Origin of the sequence: Arthrobacter crystallopoietes, from assembly GCF_017603825.1 — a bacterium.
GTDB lineage: Bacteria > Actinomycetota > Actinomycetes > Actinomycetales > Micrococcaceae > Crystallibacter > Crystallibacter crystallopoietes_B.
Genome location: NZ_CP072014.1, coordinates 3,413,720 through 3,435,731, shown reverse-complemented (window position 1 = coordinate 3,435,731; position 22,012 = coordinate 3,413,720). Strand labels below are relative to the sequence as shown.

Below are 22,012 nucleotides of genomic sequence, written 5' to 3'. Positions count from 1 at the left end.
GATGATAACTGGCTGTGAATGCCGTCACAAGAGGTTGGGAGGAAAACTTTTTCGGGGGTCTTTCGGTTCGGCGCCTGCAAAGGGTCGCGGGCTTCGGCAAGCCGGGCCGATCCGAAGGGGTGCAGGTAAACCTAGATCGGAGTGTGGGAACCGGTGTCGTCCGTGCTCGTTCGGATCCGCGAGCCTAATCTGCCTGCCGTCTTCAGGTCTGCGGCTGGCCGGGTGGCCCTTAGTCCTGGGGGAGGATCGAGTATTCGTGCTGGTGCTCTGTCACCAGCCGGGTACATTCCTCCGGCGTTCCGTGTTCGAAGGCCGCCAGAATCGGGGCATGGGCCTCCGCAGCGGCGTGCAGGTCCACGTGGCCGCGGATAACGGTCGCCAACGTCCGGGCCTCCACGAACAGCGAATTCCAGATTTCCAGCATCAGCCGGTTGCCGGTCGCTACAATGACCGCCCGGTGGAAGTCTGTACTGAACCGGGCAATCCCGTGGGCATCGCCGGCGGCGGCGGCCGCGCGCATGCCCTCGAGGGCATCACGAAGCGGAGAGGGATCAGCATGCAGCACGGGATAGGCACAGGCAGCGGCAGTACCTTCCAGCGCCAGCCGGACCAGGTATACCTCCGCCAGATCATCCTGCGAGGCCGCGCGCACAAAGGTGCCCCGCCGCGGAATGTTCTCCACCAACCGCGTGGAAGACAATTCCCGCAGTGCTTCCCGGACCGGGGCCTGGCTGACCCCGAACTCTTTGGCCAGCTGCAGCTCTATCAAGCGGGTTCCGGGCTGGTATGTGCCATCGATCACCCGGTCAAGAATAGTCTGCTTCACTCTTTCCGAGAGGCTCTCATTCCCGAACAATGCCGTTGACATGCTTCCAGTCTTTCACAGCAGACACGGCAAAGGCTCCGCTGAAGTACGAAAGCCCGCTGCGAACGGCACTAATCCAGAGATAATTCGGGTCCGGTGATTCTCTCCGTGACTGCCCATGCACTTCGACACAATGCCGCGGAATTCGCCGCTGCCTGGGCAACCGTGGACTACAGATTCACACGCTAAAAGCAGGGACTCGTCATATGCACCGTTATCGCCGGTGTTTAGGTGGCTTCCGCTGACGGCGGCGATAAGCCAACGCCATCATGATGAGTTCCGGAATGATGCCTCAGCCGGCGCCCTGCCCTGTTGCCGAGCCCTTGGTGAGGCCGGCCTCGATGCCGCCGAGCGAGACCGTCGCGCTCATGAGAGTTTCGGTCATTTGCTCCAGCACGGCCATGTCGACGTTCTCGACGGTGTCGCAGGCGAGGTGGAAGCACTCGTCGTACTGCAGTCCGGCCTGTCCGCCGAAAGAGCGTGCCTCGGCCTCGCTCTTGGTCCCCGCGTCGCCGGTGAACAGGCCCCCGGCCGGAATTCCACCTTGCACGAACGCGTCGTAGTCCGAATCCCCGATGAACCCGAACGGCAGCGCCTTGACTCCCTCGGCGCGCAGGATGTCCAGGAAAACCTGCTCGACAGCCGCCGACCCCTCGGGCCCGGCCTCCTCGCTGTCCGAGCCGTCGCCGTCGTACACGAACGTTACCGCGTTCGGCGAGCCCACCACGTCGAGGTTCAGGTACGCGGTGTGCGCGGCGGACTCCGCGCGGGAGAGCTCCTCAACGTAGTGTGCCGAGCCGTTCAACCCGTCCTCCTCGCCGCCCCAGAAGGCGAACCGGATCCGCTCCCGCGGCACGGCGCCCTCCTCAGCGAGCCGCAGCGCGACCTCGAGCACCGCGGCGACCCCGCTGCCGTTGTCGTTGAGCCCGGGCCCCTCCTGGACCGAGTCCAGGTGCGCGCCGAGCACCAGCACGCTCCCGGATCCGCTGCCGGTGTCGGTGTCGGCCAGGATGTTGAACGTGTCGACGGGGTTGTCGTGGCCGTCGTAGCTGAACTCCTGCCGACGCGGTTCGTACCCCGCAGCACGCAACTGCTCCTCGATGTACGCCGCGGACGCCTCGTAGCCCCCGGTGGCAGCGGCCCGGTTCCCGCCGTTCGCGTCGGCCGCCGCTTGCAGCGCCTCCAAATGCCGCGTCAGCCCGCTGGGCTCCACCACTTCCTCAACGACAGACCGGTCGGGCGGAGGGTCCACGGTCACAGGTGTCCGCGGCTCGGGTGAACATGCGGCAACGCCGCCAGCCAGGGCCGTGCACAGCGCAACGGTCCACAGCCTGGTGCGGCGATGTGGATGGTTCTGGAAATGCTGCGGTACGGATGCTGTACGTCGCATGTCGACTCCCCCAAGTCTGCGTCCTGGACGCCGGTCGGTTGTTTGGCGGACCCGGCTGCGGGAGATTCCGGAGCGGAACCGGCGGCCGGAGCTGCTGCTACACGATGATGCGGACAGTGGGACCTATGAAGATTTGTCTTACCTCCACGGTCAGGCCCGGCCATAAGGCTTCACTGTGGCCAAACTGTGAGGCTGCTGTGGAACAAAACAGCAACGATCTTGGAGCGGGGCTGGTGCAAACTGCGCAATGGCACCAGGAAGAGATCGGCGGAGGGAAGACGTACCCCTGGGTCGGGTTTGCCCAACCCATCGGAGCTGTTCACCCGGCCGAGCCGCCACAGTGCTTCTGCCATCTCATCCCTCCAGTCCGGCACTTATCGCCGGAAACCACCGGCTGAACCTCTTGCAGTCCCAAGGTTTCACCAAAGTATTGGAAAAACACTGGATGAAGGACGAAAGGCCTTCATGACAACCTGAGCCATATCCGGTTTCGGCTTGCACTGATCCGGTTGGGGTTAGTAGCCCAAAGACGCATCCTCCAAAAAAAGTCCGATGCCGTCCTAGGCGCCGTTATCGGCGCTTGTTCCGCCCCGTGGCCGGCTCCCTTTTTGCGACGGTGGGCTCGGATTATGTGTTTTCGGTGTTGGGTCTACTCAGCCTCCGTTTTTTCGGAAGGCGCTAATGAGGCCACCTAGCTGATCACAGTGGGAGAGGCCTGTTCTCGACGACGCTCTTCATCACAAGGGTGGAACTCAATTTCTGCACGCCAGGAAGCGTGGAAATGCGTTCATCGTAAAGCTTTTGGAAGGCCCTGAGGTCCTTCGCGACAACCTGCAGTAGATAGTCCGGGTCACCGAAAAGCCGCTGTGCCGTCAGAACGTTAGGGATGTCAGCTACGGCGGGTTCAAAAGCGTCTAGGGTGGCCCGGCTGGCGTCGCGCATGGTGACGAAAATCAGTGCGTCAAAACCCAGTCCGAGAGATTCTGCGTCTAGATAGGCACGGTAGCCGCCTATCGCGCCGGATTGCTCAAGGGCGCGGAGGCGGCGGTGGCAGGGCGACATGCTTAGTCCTACCCGCCCAGCTAGTTCTGTGAGGGAAAGCCGGCCATCTTCCTGGAGCTCCGCAAGGATCTTCCTGTCAATTCCGTCCATAGGGAAGATTCTTCCTCAAAGACGGCCTCAGGGAGAAAATATTGGAAGCACATTCCACAATTATTCTTCTACTCTTTTCCTAGGCCTTCATTCCTGGGGCAGGTAGTGCTCCATTACTACGTATCTCATCTCCTGAGAAAGTTTCTACGCATGAATCAGCCGCGCCCCTTCGCTCAGGTCGAGGTGTCCTCCTCGACCCCCTCTCTTAGCAGCCCGGTCGCCGTCATGCTGGACGGAACAGGACTGGATTCCGAGGCGATGCAACGCGTTGCCCGCTGGACCAACCTGTCCGAAACGACATTCCTGTTGCCGCCCACCCCACGCTCGGTTCCGCGCATGCCTGGCTCGAGGCCGGGGGAACCGCAGCGTGCTGGACGTATCGTGCAGGAGCGCGCGGGCGGATTGATTGAGGTGCAGCGTGACGAGGGCATTCTCTCCTTCGCCGCTCCCGCTACTCAGCGCACCGGGGACCTGGAGAGCCTGTGGGAGCATGAACGCCTCCGTCGGGCAGTGGTTGACCGGTACGGGTGCAGCACCGAGCACTTATCGGGTCTCCCAAGGCGCCCGGCTCGGCCGGGCGGGAAACATCACGATCACCGCCGATTCCGACGGAATAGTCTGGGTTGGCGGGACGACGACCACCTGTCTCCGCGGCACCGCCCCCATCTAATCAACATCCCAGCGCCGACCGGAAGCCCCTCATGATGATGCCCAGTCCACCCGCACTTGCAGACACGGCCCGGACCCGGAAACGGGCCGGCTTACACCGCGCCTGGCTGGTCGCGGCGGTAACCCTGCTGGCTCTGGTCGCCGCCGCCGCGTTCCGTTCCACGACAGGTGCACTATTTGCCCCGATCGAGGGTGAATTCGGATGGACGCGCACGCAGCTCTCCGGCGCAGTAACCGCCAACCTGATCGTCTACGGTTTGGTGGCCCCCTTCGCCGCCGTGCTCATGGAACGATTCTCCCTGCGGGCGGTTGCCGCCGGCGCCCTAGGCTTGGTCGCCGCGGGAAGCGGCCTGACCCTCGTGATGACCGAGATCTGGCAACTGTGGGTCCTCTGGGGCGGTTTCGTCGGTGTGGGAACGGGGGCGATGGCCCTGGTCTTCGGCGCTGTGGTCGCCAACCGGTGGTTCGTAAAACACCGCGGGCTCGTCATGGGCATGTTCTCGGCAGCCAATGCCTGCGGGCAACTGGTGTTCCTGCCCGCCATCGTCCACCTGTCCAGCAACCACGGCTGGCGCGTGGCGTCCCTGCTGGTGACTGCCTTTGCCCTGGCCATCATTCCCTTGCTGTTCTGGCCCTTCGCCGATACCCCTGCGAAGGCCGGCACCACATCCTACGGCGCGGAAAGCGATACTACGACAGCATTAGCCCCCGCATCACCCACTGCCCGCCGTCGCGGCGCGGCCGCCGAAACGCTGCATGTCCTTGGCCACGCCACCCGCTTCCGAGCTTTCTGGATCCTGGTGTTCACGTTCTGGGTTTGTGGCTGGTCCACCAATGGCCTGATTCAAACGCACTTCATCCCGGCTGCGCACGACCACGGGATGCCCGCCACCACCGCATCTGGGCTGTTGGCGCTGATCGGGGTGTTCGACGTTATCGGCACCTTCGCCTCGGGCTGGCTCACAGACCGCGTCCGCCCTTGGATTCTGCTGGTCATTTACTACGGACTGCGTGGCTTCTCACTGCTCACCGTCCATGCGCTGCTCGGACCATCCGTGGAAGCGGTGCTATGGATCTTCATCGTTTTTTACGGACTTGACTGGGTGGCAACCGTTCCACCCACCGTCGCCCTATGCCGGGAGCATTTCGGAATTGAACGCTCCTCCGTGTTGTTCGGCTGGGTCTTCGCCTCCCACATGGTCGGCGCCGGAATCGGAGCACTCACCGCCGGCATCGGACGGGACATCGCCGGCAGCTACCTGCCCGCTTGGATCACCGCCGCAGCCCTGTGCTTCCTCGCCGCGGCGTCCTTGTTCCTGCTGCCCCGCAAAACCGCGACTACTGCAACTCCGGAACCGCGCGAGGCGGAGACTTCCTGAGCACGGCTGTGATGCCGGCAGGGGGAGAAGCAGCCGTCACCAGCGTGGGCTCCGGCAGGGGAGACAGGAACCATTTCATGGAGTCGGTGGCAAGCGAGCACCTAGCGAGGAGCAATCCGGAAGGTGTGCCCGTTTCCGGGAACCGCACGGCTTCCATGTCCACCCGTGCCAAACGCTGTAGGTTGTGTGCATGGGGAAGCAAGTTGAGCCTCTTGGGAACCTCCAGGCGGAGATTACGAGCTTCATCGGCCGCCGGCACGAGCTCAGCGAAGCTAAGAACAGTTTTCTAGGGCACCGCCTGGTCTCTTTGGTCGGCCCCGGCGGTGTCGGGAAAACCCGACTGTCTCTCCAGCTCGCTGCCCAGCGGAACCGTAACTTTGAGGACGGCGCCTGGTTCGTTGAGTTGGCCGCAGCTTTGGACTTACGCGAGCAGGGGGCCGCTGATGCTGCCACGACTCTGTACGGGCATTTGAAGGTCCGGCGTCTGCTGCTTGTACTGGACAACTGTGAGCACATAATCCAGCCCGTGGCGAAGCTGGTGAGCAAGCTGCTGAAAGAAAGTCCTGGGCTCCGGATCCTTACAACCAGCAGGGAACCTTTGGGGCTCGTCGAAGAGCGAGTAGTGCCGATGCCTCCATTCGCGCTGCCGGGCATCGACGATACGGACCTGGGGCGACTGCGACTGAACGAGGCGGTGCAGCTTTTCGTTGAACGCGCCGGAGCCGCATCGGGCCGGTTTGGGCTCACCGACGACAACCGGAACGCCGTGGTGGAGATCTGCCGGCGCCTCGACGGGATTCCGCTGACCATTGAGCTGGCAGCCGTGCGGACCCGGGTCATGACCCCGGAGCAGATCCGCAACCGGCTCGGGCAACGGTTCTCACTCCTGACGGCAGGATCTCCCGCGGTCCTCCCGCGGCACCGGACGCTTGAGGCAGCCATCGCGTGGAGCTATGACCTGCTGGACGGGCACGAACGCCGCATCCCTTCGGCAACTGGGTGTTTTTGCCGGCCGGTTTCAGATTGAAGACGTGGAGGCACTACGTCGCGATCCAGACTCCGAGGCAGGTACCGCTGATGTGCTTTTCTCGCTCCTGGACAAGTCTTTGGTGGTCCGTGACCTGACGGCGGCGTTCCCTTGCTACCGTCTTCACGAATCCATGCGTGAATTCGCCCGGCTCCGCCTGCTGGAGTCCGGCGAAGCGGAGACGGTCTTCGGGCGGATGACCGAGCACTACGCCACAAAGTGCGGCCAGTTCGCGGCCGAAGGCCGTTACCGGCTGGCCGACTGGCTGGCTTGGACCGAGATAGAGGCCGACGACGTCCGTGCCGTCCTGGCGGAATTTCGCTAAGACTCCTGGAGATCCCTGGCGCTAGCCAAACCTGCCCGAGACCAAGAATCCGATATTCCTGCGGGAACACCGTCTTAGAGAACTGCGGTCCACAAACAGCCGCCGCAACCTTGGGGGATTTTGGAATTAGTCGGTGCTCGAAATCTTTCGTATCCAGGAATGCGGGCATGGCCCTTCGTGCCCTCCGAACGAGGTCAGGATCTGGCCGCCGTCGTGCTTACACCCGGTGAGCGGCCACTGCAGGTCTGTTCCGGAGCATCCAGAGAGCGAGCCAGATCACTGAGGCGCCCAGCAGCCCCAAGGCCACGTCGAGTGCTAGCTCGGGGACGAGGTTGCGCAGCGCGATGGGAATGCTTGCGATGGCGTAGGCGATTGTCGGGATCTGCGGTGCCTTGCCGTCCCGCAGCAGCGCCATGCAATACAGGATCGATCCGAGCAGGAAGATTATCGAGGCGGCCACAAAGGCTGTTCCGAGCGGCCCGGTCCGCAGCGCGGTGATCTGGGAGGGGTCGAGTCCGACAAACACCAGATTAATCACCCATTCCACGCCCGTCGCGGCGGCAAGCCCGAGGACGTTCAGTGCGAGGGAAATTGAGGAAAACTTTGATGATTGACGCATCGCACCGGCGGCAAGGCCGACGACCAGGATGATTGCGAGAGTCTGGGCCAGTGGCGCCGCGAGCTGCGTCGCCGAGCTGACGGGAATCAGTCCTGCACGCTTTGCGGCATTGACGAACAAGACCACGGCCGCGGCCAGGCCCGCAACGGCGGCGAGGCGGATCGGGAACAGGGTAAGGGTTTGTTTTCCAGAGGTGGGCTGGCGATAGGTAGCATGGTTTTTGCCTTCGTGAGCGTGTAGCGGGTTAGCGTGGTCGGGCTGGTGCAACGGCTCCCGGTACATTTCTTGACCAGGACACGTCCTGCCCTTATTGGATGCGGAAGTACCCTTTTGGTTCCGGTAAATGTCGGGATGCGGGTGTTTCGATGATTAGGCGGGAACGTCATGATGGGTGGTCGGTGTGGCGGCAGCCGCCATTCCTGTCGTGATGGGACTGGGCCTAAATCCTTTGGCGACCAGCCAAATGCCCAGCGAAAATTCCCAGAGCGCGAGCAGGAGTGCGCCGATTCCGGACAGTACGGACACCGGTCCCCAGAGGCCGAACAGCGTGCCGGCAACGGAAGCGACGAGCAGGGGCGCTCCGATAAATCCCAGTACGGGAAGAATCCGCGGCACGAGTCGTGACTTGTACATCAGGGAGCCCAGCAGCAGGGCGTTCGCGGCCGGGAGGAAGCCCTGCCCGAGGAGCGTAGTCCAGGTGTGCAGGGAGAGCAATGCCTGCCCGGTGATCAGCGCATCTTGTCCGGCTCCGGCCTGCCGCAGGGTCACAATGGCGAGGAGGGCCACGACACCGGCGAAGATCGTGGCGGCCTCCAGTACCCGCACGCTGACGAAGCCCAGCGCGACCCCTTCGTTCTGCCTCTTGACCACCGGGTACAGCGCGACGCCAGTGCCAATGCAGGCAAGGGCCACGATGATCTCAAGGACGCCGCCGACGATGACGGCGGTGTCCGGGCCTGGGCCGGCGATGTAGTTGGGGTCGGTGCGCACCGGACCGTAGAGAGCGAGTGTCGGGATGGAGATAAAGGTGATCAGATAGAGCACGCCCGAAACCAGCGCGGTCTTTCGCAGCGGGTTCATCGGGACTCGTTTCGTTGCTGCTCCGGGTTGGGTGCTGGTCATGGTGTCGTTCTCCTTCGGCAATACTTTGTGAATGATGAGTTATCGGGGCTCTGCGGTGGGCTCGGGCTTGTCGTGCGCAACCTGAGTGACGGAAACCAGCGGTAGGCCGATATCGCGCACTTTCTGGAGCAGACCATGCAGGGCGGCCTGATCGGCTACATGAGCACGGATGACTGTGGTGCCGTCGCTCTCGTTCGTGAGGCTCGGTACGTCGAACCAGGCTGCCCACCGGGAATCCAGGCGGCCTTCGAGGCGGATCTCGTACCATCCGGGGTTGTGGTGATGGCCGGTGGGTATTTCGTTCACGGCGCTCCTTTCGCTTGCCCGTCTGGATGAACCTCAGCCGGCGTTTCGACTGTTCGTTGTCCTGATCGAACGGTAGAAGGAGACCTGATGACCGCGCGTCATCACACATGATGATTAGCGTGGTGATTTATTCACCGGGCCTTGTCGCGGTGTTCCCCGGCCGTGCGGGGCGGCGGCACGGGCTAGCGGCCGCTGGGTCGGGACAACAGGTCGAGTTCCTCGGCCTGGCGCACCGCTGCCCGGCGGTTGTTCACGCCGAGCTTGGCGTAGATGTGCCGGGTGTGGGTCCGAACCGTGTTCAGGGACACCATGAGCTCGCGAGCGATGTTCGGGCCGTCGAGGTCCGTTGCGAGCAGCTGGAGTACATTGAGCTCGCGTTCACTCAGTGGCTCGATCAGGCCGTGGTTGGCGGGTGCGGTGTTTTCGGTGTTGTTCATGGCCGCCAGGAGTCGGCGGAGGTAGCCCGGGGCTGTACGTTGTTTCACAGCCGCTCTCAGCAGTGATGCCATCGGTGCGCCCTCGTCGGCGAAGATTCGAACGTAGCCCTCCGGCTCGGCCAGTGCTACGGCTTGATGGAGCGATGCAAGCGCCGCGGGGATGTCGCCTCGCATCTGGCCGGCGATCGCCTGAAGCACGAGGATCTCGATGACGCTTCCCGTTCTGCCTCCATCTTCTGCCGTTCGCTGAAGGCGCCCCAGCAGTCGGATTGCCTCGTGAAGGGAGGGCATTGAGCGCTCTGTCGTGTACCGGGCGAGGATCACCCTGGCAAGAGTGATGTGCTCGAACTCGCGAAGGTAACTGAGGTCATCGTCCGCCGACAGGGCCTGCTCTCGCACCCAGCCGTGCGCTTCACCCAGCCGTCCTTGCGCGATCCAGATCCGTGCCCTCAAAGCCGGCACCGGCCGTACGTTGGGGAAGTAATCGCTCACGTAGAGTCGCTCCGCTTCATCCAAGAGGTCAAGCGCCCCGGCCAGGTCTCCTTCCATCTCGCGGATCCGGGCCATGGCGGCCCGCCAGCGATACAAGTTTTGCGGCAGCTCGCCGAGGGGACCCAGCTCCTGGCTGCGCAGTAAGTGTCGGGTTGCGCTCTGCAGGTCGCCGCGCTCCCGCCAGATCCCGCTCATGCCCACATGCATGTCGGCTGCCCCGCGCAGAACATCCGGTCCGCGCTGCCCAGGCGCATTTTCCAGGGCCTGTTCGTAGGTGCGCATGGCGTCGTGGGGACGCCCCTGTACAAGCCGTATGTCCGCCAAGGCGATCGCGCATCCGAAGGTGTCGGCGAGGTGCCCGGCACGGTGCAGGCCGGCCATGCATTCGGCGTACGCCCGATGGGCCGCCTCGAGCTCCCCAGCCCCCCAGTAGGCGAGTCCGAGCAAACCGGATGCCGCGGCACGGCCAAGGTGGTCCTCCTCAGGCGCAAGATCAAGCGCCCGCCGGACGTGGCTCACGGTCCCGGGCCCGTCGCCCCGGCCCAGCGCCAGCGCGGCCCGGTACACTTCGACCGTCTCGGGAAGGCGGCGAAATTCCTCGTCGTCGGCTACGACCATTTCCGTTGATCGGGCATGGATTTCCTTGCTCGTATCTGTCGGTGAATTCAGCCACTGTTCGACTTCCTGCAACCGGCCTTCGACTCCCTCGACATCTCCGCTCACGAGCAACGCGCCGACCAGTCCCACGCCGAGCACAGGCCTGACGCGGACCACCTCGTCGGGGAGCACCTTCAACCAGCCGCGCAGCACGGCCTCCTGCCGGTTCCTGCGAATGGCGGGAACCGCTAGCTCGACGAGGTCCGCCGCCCGCTCGAAATCCTTCGCGGCCAAGGCATGGCGGATCGCATCGTACGCCTCATCGTTCTGTTCGTACCAGGCGCTTGCCCGCCGGTGCAGACCCGGGAGCTCTTCGCCGCGCTCGTCCAGCAGGCGCGCCTGGAGAACGTCCGCAAAAAGCTGGTGATAGCGATACCACTGACGGCGGTCGTCAAGCGGGACCAGAAACAGGTTCCCTCGCTCCAGTGCCGCCAGCCTGACCTTGCCACTGTCCTGCCCAGTGACGACATCGCACAGTGGCCCGGTGAGCCGGTCCAGGATGGAGGTTTGGAGCAGGAAGCGTTGGACATCCTCTGGCTGGCGCTGCAGGACCTCCTCGGCCAAGTAGTCGACGATGTACCGGTCGTCCCCGGCAAAGCCTGCGATGAACCCGGCGATGTCTTCCCGACCCTGCATCGAAAGCGCCGCGAGCTGGAGCGCCGCGATCCACCCTTCGGTGCGGCCTTCCAGCACTGCTACATCCCGGGCCGTCAATGCCAGTCCCATGGCTCCGTTGAGGTAAGCCGCCGCCTCGTCCGCAGCGAATCGCAGGTCCGCGGCGCGGATCTCCACGAGCTCGCCCCGTGCCCGCAAGCGCGCCAGCGGCAACGCCGGGTCGGCCCGGCTGGCGATCACCAGATGCACATGCGGAGGCAGATGCTCCAGCAGGAAGGCGACCCCGTCCTGTATGTCGCGTGCCTCGATGACATGGTAGTCATCGAGGACCAGGACGACATCCTTCGCTATGGCGTGGAGGTCATTGAGCAAAGTGGCAAGCACCGCTTCGATGGGCGGCTGAGCCGACTGCAGGAGCGAGAGCGCAGCGGCGCCGGCCCCGTTGGACGCCGTCTTCAGCGCCGTGACGAAGTACGTCCAGAACAGGGCGGGATCGTTGTCACGCTTGTCGAGGGAGAGCCACGCCGCCGACCTTCCATCAGCGGAAACGGATGCCAGCCACTCGGTCAGCATCGTCGTCTTGCCGAACCCGGCCGGAGCCGACACGAGTGTCAACGCAGACTCCGCTCCACGGCTCAGTCGCCGGCTCAGTCTCGGACGCGCTGTCAGACCGCGTCGCCGCCTGGGGACGCGGAGCTTGGCATCGAGAAGTGTGCCAGCCATGATCGCCTCCCCTCACGGCCAGTGTACGGCTACCGCGACGGAGATCCGCAGCACTCGGGGTTTCCTCCTCGCGCAAGTCTTCTTCGGCCTCTGGCTGCTGCCGATGGGCTACCTCGCGTTCACGTCGGGCACAATCACCCTCATCTGGGAGCCTCCCGAACGAAACCCGACCTTGGAAATCTTTGCTCGCGTTACTTACCTGCGCATGGCCGTGTTCAAGTGTGTGGAGCTGCTGGGCTTCCGCGAACCCTCCGGCCGAAGGGATCACATGTTCGCCTGTTTTGAAGAAACCTGTCCGACCCGCTGCATCGAGCAGTTCTACGATCAGCAGGGCAACATCTCTTTCGGCACCATCCCGCTGCTGATGCTCGACATGTGGGAGCACGCGTTCTACCTGGACTACGTCAACGTCAAGGCCGACTATGTCAAGGCCTTCTGGAACATCGTCAACTGGGCCGACGTTCAGGCCCGCTTCGATGCCGCCCGCAACGGAGCCTCCATCATGCTGATCCGCCCCGACAAAGTAAGCCAGCCAAGCAGCAGGCTCCGAAGACAGAGGACATCGCTTTCGAGCATGACAACCCTTCGAACAGCCCGCGGTGTTGAGCGGGTCGGGATCATATCTTTGCGCTTGCCCCTCGGTCCATGACCGAGGCGCCCACGACGGCAGTGATGATGGCCACTGCCAGGAACAACGGCAGCTGGGTGGCGTGCGCAACCGCGGCACCGGCTAACGCTGTTCCTGCCGAGCCGGCGGTAATCTTCAGGGCTCCGACCCACACGAACACTTGGCCTCGTGCCTCTGGCGGTGCGTATTCGCTGCGGGCGGCCAGGGTTGCGGCGAAGAAGCACGAGTTCATGATCCCGGCCAGCGCGTAGGTCATGAGTGCGGCAGGGAAGCTTCCTGCAAATGCCGCTCCGGCTAGGGTTATACCTACCGCGGCCGCCAGCCACGTCATCAGTCGGTCGGCGTCGGCTCGCATTGGCCGGAGCATCACGCCTGCTGAACCGGCTAAACCGCCTAGTCCATAGACAGCGGCAAGGATGCCTGCTGCAGCGGGTTCGACGGCAAGATCGTCCGTGGAGGCTACGGCCGTGATCGGCAGCACCGCAACAGATAAGGCGACAACAACCGTCATATAGAGTGTTCGGCGCAAGGGACCCGTCGTGAACATCATGACCAGTGTCCGTCCCGGTTGGGGGACATCCGAGGCTGCAGCAGCAGGCGGGGAATATGGCAGGAGCCTGATTGCTGCTGCCGCGACAAACGTGGCCGCGGCCAGGATCAGCGCTGCCATCGCCGGACTCGACCATGCCGAAACTGCGGCAACAAGGGAGGGGCCGATCGTGCCACCAATACCGTACGTGGCCACGTCCCAGCCCTGGGCGCGGCGCTGGCTGGATCTTTCCGGTTTCGCTATGGCTGGCAGCCGGCTGCTGATACCCCCGGTTAGCAACGGACCAACTAGTCCAGAAGCAACCAGCAGCACTCCCGTGATGGCAGACCAGGTCACCGGATATAGCAGTACAGCTGCCGCGAGAGTCGCTCCGTGGGCCATGCAGGCCAGCGCAATCACGGTACGGCCGTCGCGGGCTGTATCAAGGCATCTGGCAACGAGGGGGCCGAGCAGATGTGGCGCGGTAATGCAGGCACCAAGAAGGCCAGCCAACCATCCTGGTGCCCCACTCGTCGCAACGAGAAGAACGATGGCAACCACCGCGCCTCCGTCCGCGGTGCGGGCCAGGGTGGCTGCGACGACATAACGGGCGAGCCCGCCGCGCACGTCGTCGCCTTGACTGGACGGGCGGGGAGGGACCCTGCGACCTAGAAGACTCATCCGGCCTTCTCCCAAACGATCACATTCATCAATAAATCCTTCTCAGCCTTCATCCAGGCCATGCCAGGCCAGGCCGCAGCGGTGGGGAATCGGGCCCGTGGCTGTCGCACCGTGAGAGCTCTTCGGGCCGGTACAGCCGTCGGACCAAAAGTCTGCTGCGGTCCGGCAGGAAGCGTTTGGTTCATGCCTCCAGCCGGCACCGGCGGATTGCGTCCGCGACTTTCGAGCGGCCTTCGGTGTCCAGACCGCGAAGCGGCAACGGCAGGCTGGGCGACGAAATCAGCCCAAGATCCTCTGCAATTGCAGCGGTCACGCGGAGGCTGCCGTACATGCGGAAAAGCGACCAGACTGGCTCGAGATTCATGGACGCTTCCGAGGCCAGATCCCCACGGCCGGCTAAGGCATGGTCTGTAATCACCTTAGCTGTGCCGGGAAGCACGCCTGCGATTACCGAGTACCAAATGTCACAACCGGCGAGCAGCGATTCAGCAGCAGCCCAGTCACCGCTGATACCTATCGAAGTACGTTCCGGCAGCAGCGAACGTAACTCCCCGAGGCGCGCAGAGGCCTGCTCAGGGGGAGGCGGGATTTTGATGGAGGCAATCGCCGGAATGTCGGCAAGGCGCGCATACAGCTCATCCGAAAAAGTGAAACCGGTGGTGCCCGGGTTGTCGTAAACGACGAGTGGTACCGAAGACGCCGACGAGACGTCTTTGTACAGGCTGAACACTTCTGCCTCATTCAGCCGTTGGTACGACACCGGCGCCAGCAGCAAGCCTGAAGCCCCTGCGGCCTGAGCATCCTCAACGTGCGCAAGGACATCACGGGTGCGCACGGCCCCCACCCCGGCAATGATCGGGACCCCGTCAGCGGCGTCGACAGCGGACTCAAGGACGGCATGGCGTTCATCCCGGGACAAGTATGCGTAGTTCCCGGTGGAGCCGAGCACGCCAAGGGAGTCCACGCCAGCTCCCGTAGCCCGCGACACTAACAAAGCAACGGCCTTCACATCGATACGGTCATCAACAATCGGCGTGAGGGGAAAAGCACAAAGACCGTCAAACATAAGCCCTACCTTCATCCGGCCGCGGGCTGGTCAAAAAGGTGGAGCAGCCGCACGAACATCTAATACTGGTTGTCCATGCTGGCAAACTGATTGGTCCTACACTAGGTCCAAGAAAGATCAATTTGGGAGGTCCATTGGGAGAGGCTGAGCTTCCGCTCACACTCGACAGGAACGGTCCTGGTCCACTTGCTGCCCAGCTGGCCGACCAACTCCGCAAGGCCATCCTCGCCGGGGTAATCCGGCCGGACCACACGCTTCCGGCAACACGCAGAATGGCATCTGAGCTCGGCATTTCCCGCGGCGTTGTGGTCCGGGCGTTTGAGCAGTTGGCCGGCGAGGGATTCCTCGAAAGCCACGGTGCCGGTGGAACCCGGGTCGTGATCCGCCCGGACGTTCAACGCCCGGTCCTTAAGAAACCCCCGATCCCGCACATGCAGGACAGCAGGCCGATAATCGATCTCACGCCCGGACGTCCTTCGGGCATACCGTTCAAGAACCGCGAGTGGCACACCGCCTGGCGCAAGGCGGTATCCGAGCAAGGACCCACGCATCTGCCTCCACCTCTTGGCACCGACACCCTGCGAAAGGCAATCGTCGGGCACCTGGCCGTATCCAGAGGACTGGCCGTCCAACCAGATGACGTCATCATTACGGCAGGAACGAGCGACGCCCTGCAGCTGGCCGTAGCCGCCCTCCGAAGCCGCAGAGAACATCCACGCATACTCGTCGAGGATCCGGGGTACCCAACGGCAAGACGGGTCATGGCCGCTGCCGGTGCCGTCCTGGAAACAGTGACCGTCGATGAAGATGGACTGAAAGTCTCCCAGCTGGCCACCCTTGAACGGCTGCCGGACGCCGTGCTGATCACCCCGAGCCACCAGTACCCGCTCGGCGGCCGGATGCCTGTCCAGGAACGGCTGGGCCTTCTGAACTGGGCAGCCAAACATTCTGTGCTCGTCCTCGAAGACGACTATGACAGCGAATTCCGCCACAGCAGGATGCCGCTGCCCGCCGTCGCTTCACTCCCATCCACAGCTGATGTTGCGCTCCTGGGCACATTTTCCAAGTCCCTCAGCCCTTGGCTGCGGTGCGGCTACCTCGTAGTCCGCGGGGAATCGGGCCACGCGCTTAAGGCCATGCGCGAAGACCTGGACACACCGGTCCCCGGCATCATGCAATCGGCACTGGCCCACTACATCCAAGCCGGTGGCCTCGCACGGCACATCACCAGGGCTCGACGCGAGTACGCGCACCGCAGGGCCCTGCTCCTGGAACGCCTCGGTGCCCGGGCAGACCTTCGCCTTGCCGCCCTTGACGGCGGACTTCACGTGGTCCTGCGCTTTCAAGGAAAGGACGCCCTTCAACTTGCCAATGAGGCCCTCCGCCGAGGAGTCCGCATGGCCACACTGGACGCCTACTACGCGGACCGCGAGCCCGAGAACGGCCTGGTCATCGGCTACGGCGCCCCCAGCGACCTTCAGCTCATCAAAGCCCTAGACATCATCGCCGAACTACTTGAGGGACCGTGACCGCTGCGCCTGCCGGCCTAGACCGTAAGGCCGCCCGAGAGGTTCCCAATTAGGGATCAGCGTTTGGGCGGAGTCATGGTCAAAAAGACTGATATGAGCGCCAGACCGAATTGATTCCATCGCGCCCCTGTTTTCGCCAAAATCCAGGCCTCCTCGAAGTGGGGCGGTCAAGGGCTCGGGCTTCGTTCGGCTCTTGACTCCGGAACTACGCCACTGATTCTGTGCTTCTAGTGGTCATTCCGAAAGACTCTCGCGCTGCGTGCCCTTCACCTCATTCACTACTCCGAACGGAACGTGTACGCTCGGGATCTCATCGGCCGCACCTTCAAGATGGCCCAGTTGATCGTCGAAGAATACGTGGGGCTTGAGCACGCGTAGCGCGTTCATGGTGCAGTTGCATCTGGACCGCATCGATCAGATCGAGGTGACCCTCGCGGCACTCGACGCCCGCATTGATAGGGTGATGGAACCCTTTTCCTTAGACCGGGAGCTGCTGATGACTGTCCCTGGGATTTCGAAGAATGTCGCTAATGTCATCATCGCCGAAGCCGGCGTGGACATGAACATCTTTGACACTGCGGGCCACCTGGCATCGTGGGCGGGAGTGTGTCCGAGCCAGAACGAGTCCGCTGGCCGGATCAAGTCCACTCAAACCCGCCCCGGCGATCACTACCTCAAAGCCGCATTGGGAATAGCGGCGCTGGCCGTGTCCCGATCAAAAACGACCTATCTCGCCGTGAAATACCGTCGCATTCGGTCTCACGCCGGCGCCCTGCGTGCCGTAGTCGCTCTCCAAAGCACGCTGCTCGTAATAGTTTGGAACATGCTCCACGACGGAGTCGCCTATGACGAACTCGGCGTCGATCACTTCGATAAAACCAACCCCGAACGCGCCAGGAAACGCCTCCAACGCCGAATGGTCGCGCTTGGATTCGAACCCAACCTCACTCCACTTTCCGCAAGGACCTCACCTTTGTTTTCCTAGTAGACACATCAATTCGGATAGGAGAAGGGTTAGGCTGCCCCGCAAGGGATCCGCCTGCGGACGGCCGGCTCCTGCTCCTCATCCGACTCGTGTCTCGAAACCTCTGTGTCTCGAAACGCATGAGATGCAAGTCGATGCATCGCTATCTGACACGTCAGATAGCGATGCGAAAACGCGGCCATTTGGCGGTGCGATCCACATGTATGGGAATTTTCGCGGCGGGGGAGTGGCAATCGGGTGCGCGGTGAAGGACCGGCTTGCGGGACGGTCAGGCCGAGGTGCGCAGGGTCGGGCCCTGAGCAGGGAAGGAATGCGACCTAGAACTGGGATAGCCATGCTCCTCCATAACGGAGACTTGTATGGCAGGTGGTTGGCAGCTTGCGAACTACGGACGACACGCGTCCAAGGTTTCCCCCTGTTTGGGCATCTGAAGGTATTACAGAGCCAAGCCGTCAGGGACGGAGCTGATCGGCAGGGATAATCTCCTCTTTGTTCTCCGGCCAGTGCCCGCATGCAACGGAGACTGCCTGTGTCGCGTGAACTACGGCCAAAAGTGGAGTTGATACTGTTGAGGCCAACTCCACCCCAGTCGGGAACCGGGTACTACAGTGGATGCATGGCTGCCAGCCGCAATCCGCTCGACGACCTGCGCGAAACCATCGGCCATCTGGCCGATCAGCTCAAGCTGCACGGTTCGGAGCGCGTCGACGACCTGGTCGGCGATCTCATCGGTGCGAGGTCCGGGCCGGCCCGGCCGCTGTCCGAGGTGCAGGCCGAGCTCGACGCGCTGGTCGGGCTGGAGACCGTGAAGGAACAGGTGCGGGCCCTGGTCGCACTGCTCCAGGTCCAGGCCCGACGTAAGGCGCACGGCCTGCCGGAGGTGGCCACATCACAGCATCTGGTGTTCCTCGGAAACCCGGGCACGGGCAAGACCACCGTGGCGCGGCTCCTGGCCGAGATGTACCGCGCGGTCGGTCTACTGCAGAAAGGCCACCTGGTCGAGGTCGACCGTTCGGGCCTGGTGGGGCAGTACGTCGGGGCGACCGCCATCAAGACGGACCGGGTGATCCGGCGTGCGCTGGACGGCGTTCTGTTCATCGACGAGGCCTACGCGCTGGCCCCGGAGGACGGCCGGATGGACTTCGGCCCCGAGGCGATCGAGGTCCTGCTCAAGCGGATGGAGGACCACCGCCACCGCCTGGTCGTGATCGTGGCCGGGTACCCGCAGCTGATGGAGTCCTTCCTGCTCTCGAACCCCGGACTGCGCTCCCGATTCGCCCGCGAGATCACGTTCCCCGACTACTCCATCGACGAACTCCAGACGATCTTCCATCAGATGCTGGCCCAACACGAGTACACGCTGGAGCCGGGTGCGGACCAGATGCTGCGCCGCATTTTCGCCGGGCTCCACGCGGGCGAGGACTCCGGCAACGCACGGTTCGCCCGCACGCTGTTCGAGCAGGCGCTCAACCGCCAGGCGCTGCGGCTGTCGCTGGACGAGGAACATAGTCTCGACGCGCTCGATCGTGAGTCCGTCATGACGCTCACTGCGGACGACATCGTCGAGGCTGCGCTGGCCTTGGGCGAGGAGCCGGAGCCGGAACCGAGGCCGGAACCGGAGCAGTCACGCTGGTGGCGCTGGCTGGCCTGACCGGATCTGCGGCGGCTGTCAGGCGAATGCTGCGTTCGCTGCGGCTGGTCTGCAAGGTCCGGCGGAAGAAACGCTGCAACTCTTATCAGGGCGAGCAGGGCATCGTTGCCCCGAACCTGCTGAACCGGCAGTTTGATGCCGGCGCCCCGACGAAAAGTGGGTGACTGACGTTACCGAATTCAGCGTCGCCGACAGGCCCTAAGCCAGACAGGTGGAGGCAGCACTGAAGCGGGTTTGGGCTGCTGCGGCGGCCCTGGAGATGCGCCGGGGCGACATGGACCGGGCCCAGACGGCTCTGGACGACAACATCGGCGAGGCCCTGTATACCGGAACGAACCCGGATGCGATCGCCGGTGCGGTGAACCTGGCTCCTGCACGGCGCAGCCGCCCCGCCCGGCAGTTGGCCCGGCAAACCCCCTGACCGGATGGTCCGCGCACCAGCCCCAGGAACGTCCTTTGCCCGGCCGCAGATAACCGTGAATATGTCCAGATCCTCGGCATATTCTCTTACCGCTAGCCTTCGGTAGCGGCAAGAGAAGACCTCCACAGGGGTGGTTCGGGAGGCGTCGGTGAAGGATGCCTTTGACACTGATGGCGGGCATGGACGGGAACCGCCTGATGGCGGACCATCAAGAGACATTTCGAGGCGCACAGCAGTCATTCAGCAAACAGGACTGTATCCAGAACGGGTAGTCCTACAGAGCACCTGAGCGGGATTATCACGGTATGCCGCCCTGCTCTTGCTGCCGGCTGGGTCACCCTTCCGTGTAGGTGGAGCAAGAGCAACGACCTACCCGTTTATTGCTCAGATGGGTGGGTGCTGGACCCCGCCCGGACTTGAACAATGTTGACACGGGACGGCAGAGCTGAGTGCTGTGCGGCCGCCCTTCATTGACTTGCAGTGGGCTTCTGAATGCTAGCCGGACTCCTTTCCGGAAATGCTCAGTTAGGTTGGTCCGCGAGGCCCGTCGATGTGGGACTGGGCGGCCGGAAATTCAATGTTTTCGTTTATGAGCAATTGCTCAGATAGGTCGGTTCAAGAACCCGTCGCACCGGGGGCCCGTAAGGGCAGGCGCTGCTGCGCGGCGTTCTGGCACTGGGAACGAGATCGGGTGCCAGGGTCAGCTCGCCGCCGCACGGGAGCGGAGCCTCTCCGCCCCCTGCCAGAACTCATCCACCCGTGAGTTCCAGGCGTCCGGGACCTCCTGGAACGGCTGGTGCGCTTCCTCCTCCATCACCTCGAACCGGGCGCCGGGGATCTCGTCGGCAGCCGCCTTGCCGAGCTCAGGGCGGCTCATCCGGTCCACGCCGCCGGCTAGCACCAGCACTGGAACCTTGATGCCGTCCAGCCGGCCAGCCGTCACGTGCCGCGCGCAGGCGTCGGCGTCGGCGAGGAAGTCCTCCGTGCTCTGCTTGTGCGGGAAGGCCATGGCATCCTCGATGAATCGGGCGACTGTCCCATCATTGTGGGCCCTGGCCGTGTAAACCCAGATAAAGAATCCCTCCAAGAAGTCACGCTCGCTGGGCGCCAGTTCGGCCTGCCAGTGGAAGGCCCGGATCATCGTCTTCATGAAGTCGTCCATCGCAGACCAGGTGCTTTGCAGCACTAGGCTGCGGACAACATCGGGGTGGCGCAGTGTGAGCTCCTGAGCGATGATGCTGCCGCCGGAGAACCCAGCCACATGGGCCGAGGAAACTCCCAACGAGTGCAGCACCCCAGCAGCGTCGTCAGCCATCGCCTCCACGGTCGGCTGCCCCTCCGGCATGGCGGTCCGCCCCGCCCCGCGGTTGTCGAACGCCGTCATCCGGTAACGGTCCGCCAGCCCGTCCAGCTGGAACTGCCAGGACTCCACTGTGTCCCCGAGCCCGCCGATCAGCAGCACGTCGGGCCCGTCACCGACCTGCTCCGTCCAGATCTCCAGCTCCCCGGCCTTCACATACTGTTCCATACGACCCTCCGAGCTAGTGCGGTTGCAGGGTTGACGGTCCTTGGGCGTGCCGGCGCCAGCCCTCGCCCGGTATCTCCCGGGTAATCCAATTTCGGTATGCTACGCCGCTCTGACCGGGCTGCCTAGAGGCGGTTGTTCCTGCATGTCAGGGCTTCAGGGAAGATCGGCCAGTTCGCTCTTCGATTGCAAGCCGGCACTCCCGTCGATGCGTTGTTAGGGGACTCGGGCGAATCTATAATTGAGGCCCACGAGCTGTTCCCCGTGGATTGTCGGCTGGACCGTACTCCCGGACCGGGGCACCTCAAGGCGCGTCCTGGGGCAGGTACCGCCCGGCATCGCCGACACCGGCGAAATCAATCCACTGCTGGATTAGGAGGATGTTAACCTCCGCGTCAGGGAAACAACAGACCGATGAACACTAAACGGGGAGAAGCAGGCCCGGTCGTCGTTCTCGACTTGTGAGCAGGCGGATACCCGGTCATTGTCAGTGAACCGCTCCCGAATCTCCGGCAAAACCCGGGCGTATCCGATCTCGTCGAAAATGAAATCGGGTCGACCACAACCTTGTCCGCTTCCAGCCGGATGACGCGCTCAGCGCCTCGTCTCGTACCTGGTCAGAACCACCCCGCCGGGAAACGTCCGCGTCTCCACCAGATTCAGGTTCACCCAGCTATCCAGCGCGGTGAAGAATGGCGTGCCGCCGCCCACCAGTACCGGATGGGTCACGATCGTGTACTCGTCGATCAGCCCGGCCCGCATGGCCGCCCCGGCGAGCGTTGCGCCGCCGACCCTCATCGGCTCGCCGTCGTCAGCCTTGAGCCGGGTGATCTCCGCGACCGCGTCGCTGGTGACCAGACGGGTGTTCCAGTCGACCTTCTCTATCGTCGAGGAGAACACCACCTTTGGCGTGTCCCGCCAGTTCCGCGCGAACTCAATATTCGCCGGGGTGGCATTGGGCTGCTGGTCGCCGGTCGGCCAGTAGGAACTCATGGCCTCCCACAGCTTGCGTCCATACAGCAACAGGCCGATCTCCCGCTCCTGGTCGAGCCACCAATGGAACAGTTCGTCGCTCGGCCCGCTCCAGCCGATGTCATCACCGGCCGCAGCGATGTAGCCATCCAGGGTCAGGTTCATGCCGTAGATTAGCCTCCGCATGGCGCCTGCTTTCGTCAGTCAGTCTCCAGTGTATAGACCGGGCGCTGCTCGGGTAACTCCT

At 63.5% G+C, this 22,012-nt stretch carries 20 protein-coding genes and 2 pseudogenes; 10 read left to right on the top strand and 12 right to left on the bottom strand.

What is annotated here, in order from left to right; genetic code table 11:
• Nucleotides 1-229 precede the first annotated feature (229 nt).
• The 3 genes from J5251_RS15715 to J5251_RS15705 form a co-directional block, all read right to left on the bottom strand.
• Nucleotides 230-868: a GntR family transcriptional regulator gene (locus J5251_RS15715; protein WP_208574560.1), complete on the bottom strand. Its 639-nt coding sequence runs from the start codon at nt 866-868 to the stop codon at nt 230-232.
• 289 nt (nt 869-1,157) lie between these two features.
• A complete protein-coding gene (locus J5251_RS15710; RefSeq protein ID WP_244250694.1) occupies nt 1,158-2,255 on the bottom strand; it encodes a M20/M25/M40 family metallo-hydrolase in 1,098 nt (365 codons plus the stop codon).
• Between the two features lie 699 nt (nt 2,256-2,954).
• Nucleotides 2,955-3,407: an Lrp/AsnC family transcriptional regulator gene (locus J5251_RS15705; protein ID WP_139003403.1), complete on the bottom strand. Its 453-nt coding sequence runs from the start codon at nt 3,405-3,407 to the stop codon at nt 2,955-2,957.
• Between the two features lie 150 nt (nt 3,408-3,557).
• Here J5251_RS15705 and J5251_RS20705 point away from each other — a divergent pair.
• From J5251_RS20705 to J5251_RS15685, 5 genes and pseudogenes are all read left to right on the top strand, one after another.
• Nucleotides 3,558-3,668, top strand: a pseudogene (locus J5251_RS20705) (phenazine biosynthesis protein PhzF); the annotation flags it as partial.
• 229 nt (nt 3,669-3,897) lie between these two features.
• Entirely contained in the window at nt 3,898-4,077 is a 180-nt protein-coding gene (locus J5251_RS20700; RefSeq protein WP_432264430.1) for a hypothetical protein, read from the top strand.
• Nucleotides 4,078-4,108: 31 nt separating this feature from the next.
• The gene (locus J5251_RS15695) at nt 4,109-5,455 is read left to right on the top strand and encodes an MFS transporter (RefSeq protein ID WP_208574558.1); all 1,347 of its coding nucleotides are present in this window, start codon (nt 4,109-4,111) and stop codon (nt 5,453-5,455) included.
• A gap of 190 nt (nt 5,456-5,645) precedes the next feature.
• Nucleotides 5,646-6,482: an ATP-binding protein gene (locus tag J5251_RS15690; protein ID WP_208574556.1), complete on the top strand. Its 837-nt coding sequence runs from the start codon at nt 5,646-5,648 to the stop codon at nt 6,480-6,482.
• 4 nt (nt 6,483-6,486) lie between these two features.
• Nucleotides 6,487-6,807: a hypothetical protein gene (locus J5251_RS15685; protein WP_208574554.1), complete on the top strand. Its 321-nt coding sequence runs from the start codon at nt 6,487-6,489 to the stop codon at nt 6,805-6,807.
• A gap of 217 nt (nt 6,808-7,024) precedes the next feature.
• Here J5251_RS15685 and J5251_RS15680 read toward each other — a convergent pair whose 3' ends face one another.
• From J5251_RS15680 to J5251_RS15665, 4 genes are all read right to left on the bottom strand, one after another.
• The gene (locus J5251_RS15680) at nt 7,025-7,693 is read right to left on the bottom strand and encodes a hypothetical protein (RefSeq protein WP_208574552.1); all 669 of its coding nucleotides are present in this window, start codon (nt 7,691-7,693) and stop codon (nt 7,025-7,027) included.
• Between the two features lie 102 nt (nt 7,694-7,795).
• Nucleotides 7,796-8,548: a DUF4386 domain-containing protein gene (locus J5251_RS15675; RefSeq protein WP_208574550.1), complete on the bottom strand. Its 753-nt coding sequence runs from the start codon at nt 8,546-8,548 to the stop codon at nt 7,796-7,798.
• A gap of 39 nt (nt 8,549-8,587) precedes the next feature.
• A complete protein-coding gene (locus J5251_RS15670) occupies nt 8,588-8,854 on the bottom strand; it encodes a hypothetical protein (protein ID WP_240792871.1) in 267 nt (88 codons plus the stop codon).
• Nucleotides 8,855-9,036: 182 nt separating this feature from the next.
• Nucleotides 9,037-11,661: a LuxR C-terminal-related transcriptional regulator gene (locus J5251_RS15665; protein ID WP_244250959.1), complete on the bottom strand. Its 2,625-nt coding sequence runs from the start codon at nt 11,659-11,661 to the stop codon at nt 9,037-9,039.
• 424 nt (nt 11,662-12,085) lie between these two features.
• Here J5251_RS15665 and J5251_RS20625 point away from each other — a divergent pair.
• Nucleotides 12,086-12,289 (top strand): annotated as a pseudogene (locus tag J5251_RS20625) (Fe-Mn family superoxide dismutase); the annotation flags it as partial.
• Nucleotides 12,290-12,395: 106 nt separating this feature from the next.
• On the opposite strand, the gene J5251_RS15655 reads toward J5251_RS20625, so the two are convergent.
• Together J5251_RS15655 and J5251_RS15650 are read right to left on the bottom strand one after the other, a co-directional pair.
• Nucleotides 12,396-13,616, bottom strand: a complete 1,221-nt coding sequence (locus J5251_RS15655; RefSeq protein ID WP_240792873.1) for an MFS transporter — start codon at nt 13,614-13,616, stop codon at nt 12,396-12,398.
• Nucleotides 13,617-13,797: 181 nt separating this feature from the next.
• Complete coding sequence (locus tag J5251_RS15650; protein ID WP_139003409.1) at nt 13,798-14,682, bottom strand: dihydrodipicolinate synthase family protein; 885 nt, start codon at nt 14,680-14,682, stop codon at nt 13,798-13,800.
• A 122-nt stretch (nt 14,683-14,804) separates the two neighbouring features.
• Here J5251_RS15650 and J5251_RS15645 point away from each other — a divergent pair, with 122 nt between their 5' ends.
• The gene (locus J5251_RS15645; protein ID WP_348272931.1) at nt 14,805-16,211 is read left to right on the top strand and encodes a PLP-dependent aminotransferase family protein; all 1,407 of its coding nucleotides are present in this window, start codon (nt 14,805-14,807) and stop codon (nt 16,209-16,211) included.
• Between the two features lie 234 nt (nt 16,212-16,445).
• On the opposite strand, the gene J5251_RS15640 is transcribed toward J5251_RS15645, so the two are convergent.
• Nucleotides 16,446-16,598, bottom strand: coding sequence for a 5'-nucleotidase (locus tag J5251_RS15640; protein ID WP_244250692.1), 153 nt, complete (start codon nt 16,596-16,598; stop codon nt 16,446-16,448).
• Here J5251_RS15640 and J5251_RS15635 point away from each other — a divergent pair.
• The 3 genes from J5251_RS15635 (at nt 16,576) to J5251_RS15625 (ending at nt 19,268) form a co-directional block, all read left to right on the top strand.
• Complete coding sequence (locus tag J5251_RS15635; protein ID WP_244250691.1) at nt 16,576-17,196, top strand: transposase; 621 nt, start codon at nt 16,576-16,578, stop codon at nt 17,194-17,196. The two genes, J5251_RS15640 and J5251_RS15635, sit on opposite strands and share 23 nt — an antisense overlap.
• Nucleotides 17,197-17,812: 616 nt before the next feature.
• On the top strand, nt 17,813-18,847 hold the full coding sequence (locus J5251_RS15630; RefSeq protein ID WP_139003412.1) for an AAA family ATPase: 1,035 nt from the start codon (nt 17,813-17,815) through the stop codon (nt 18,845-18,847).
• A gap of 211 nt (nt 18,848-19,058) precedes the next feature.
• The gene (locus J5251_RS15625; protein WP_208574545.1) at nt 19,059-19,268 is read left to right on the top strand and encodes a hypothetical protein; all 210 of its coding nucleotides are present in this window, start codon (nt 19,059-19,061) and stop codon (nt 19,266-19,268) included.
• Nucleotides 19,269-19,968: 700 nt separating this feature from the next.
• Here the strand turns inward: J5251_RS15625 and J5251_RS15620 are convergent.
• Complete coding sequence (locus tag J5251_RS15620; protein WP_208574544.1) at nt 19,969-20,796, bottom strand: alpha/beta fold hydrolase; 828 nt, start codon at nt 20,794-20,796, stop codon at nt 19,969-19,971.
• A gap of 591 nt (nt 20,797-21,387) precedes the next feature.
• Nucleotides 21,388-21,951, bottom strand: a complete 564-nt coding sequence (locus J5251_RS15615; protein WP_208574543.1) for a dihydrofolate reductase family protein — start codon at nt 21,949-21,951, stop codon at nt 21,388-21,390.
• Between the last annotated feature and the right edge of the window lie 61 nt (nt 21,952-22,012).

What these genes read in the sequence shown, in the direction of transcription:
- J5251_RS15715 (WP_208574560.1), bottom strand. Translation starts at nt 868, where the DNA reads ATGTCAACGGCATTGTTCGGGAATGAGAGCCTCTCGGAAAGAGTGAAG.
- J5251_RS15710 (WP_244250694.1), bottom strand. Translation starts at nt 2,255, where the DNA reads ATGCGACGTACAGCATCCGTACCGCAGCATTTCCAGAACCATCCACAT.
- J5251_RS15705 (WP_139003403.1), bottom strand. Translation starts at nt 3,407, where the DNA reads ATGGACGGAATTGACAGGAAGATCCTTGCGGAGCTCCAGGAAGATGGC.
- J5251_RS20700 (WP_432264430.1), top strand. Translation starts at nt 3,898, where the DNA reads ATGAACGCCTCCGTCGGGCAGTGGTTGACCGGTACGGGTGCAGCACCG.
- J5251_RS15695 (WP_208574558.1), top strand. Translation starts at nt 4,109, where the DNA reads ATGATGATGCCCAGTCCACCCGCACTTGCAGACACGGCCCGGACCCGG.
- J5251_RS15690 (WP_208574556.1), top strand. Translation starts at nt 5,646, where the DNA reads ATGGGGAAGCAAGTTGAGCCTCTTGGGAACCTCCAGGCGGAGATTACG.
- J5251_RS15675 (WP_208574550.1), bottom strand. Translation starts at nt 8,548, where the DNA reads ATGACCAGCACCCAACCCGGAGCAGCAACGAAACGAGTCCCGATGAAC.
- J5251_RS15655 (WP_240792873.1), bottom strand. Translation starts at nt 13,616, where the DNA reads ATGAGTCTTCTAGGTCGCAGGGTCCCTCCCCGCCCGTCCAGTCAAGGC.
- J5251_RS15650 (WP_139003409.1), bottom strand. Translation starts at nt 14,682, where the DNA reads ATGTTTGACGGTCTTTGTGCTTTTCCCCTCACGCCGATTGTTGATGAC.
- J5251_RS15640 (WP_244250692.1), bottom strand. Translation starts at nt 16,598, where the DNA reads ATGAACGCGCTACGCGTGCTCAAGCCCCACGTATTCTTCGACGATCAA.
- J5251_RS15630 (WP_139003412.1), top strand. Translation starts at nt 17,813, where the DNA reads ATGGCTGCCAGCCGCAATCCGCTCGACGACCTGCGCGAAACCATCGGC.
- J5251_RS15620 (WP_208574544.1), bottom strand. Translation starts at nt 20,796, where the DNA reads ATGGAACAGTATGTGAAGGCCGGGGAGCTGGAGATCTGGACGGAGCAG.
- J5251_RS15615 (WP_208574543.1), bottom strand. Translation starts at nt 21,951, where the DNA reads ATGCGGAGGCTAATCTACGGCATGAACCTGACCCTGGATGGCTACATC.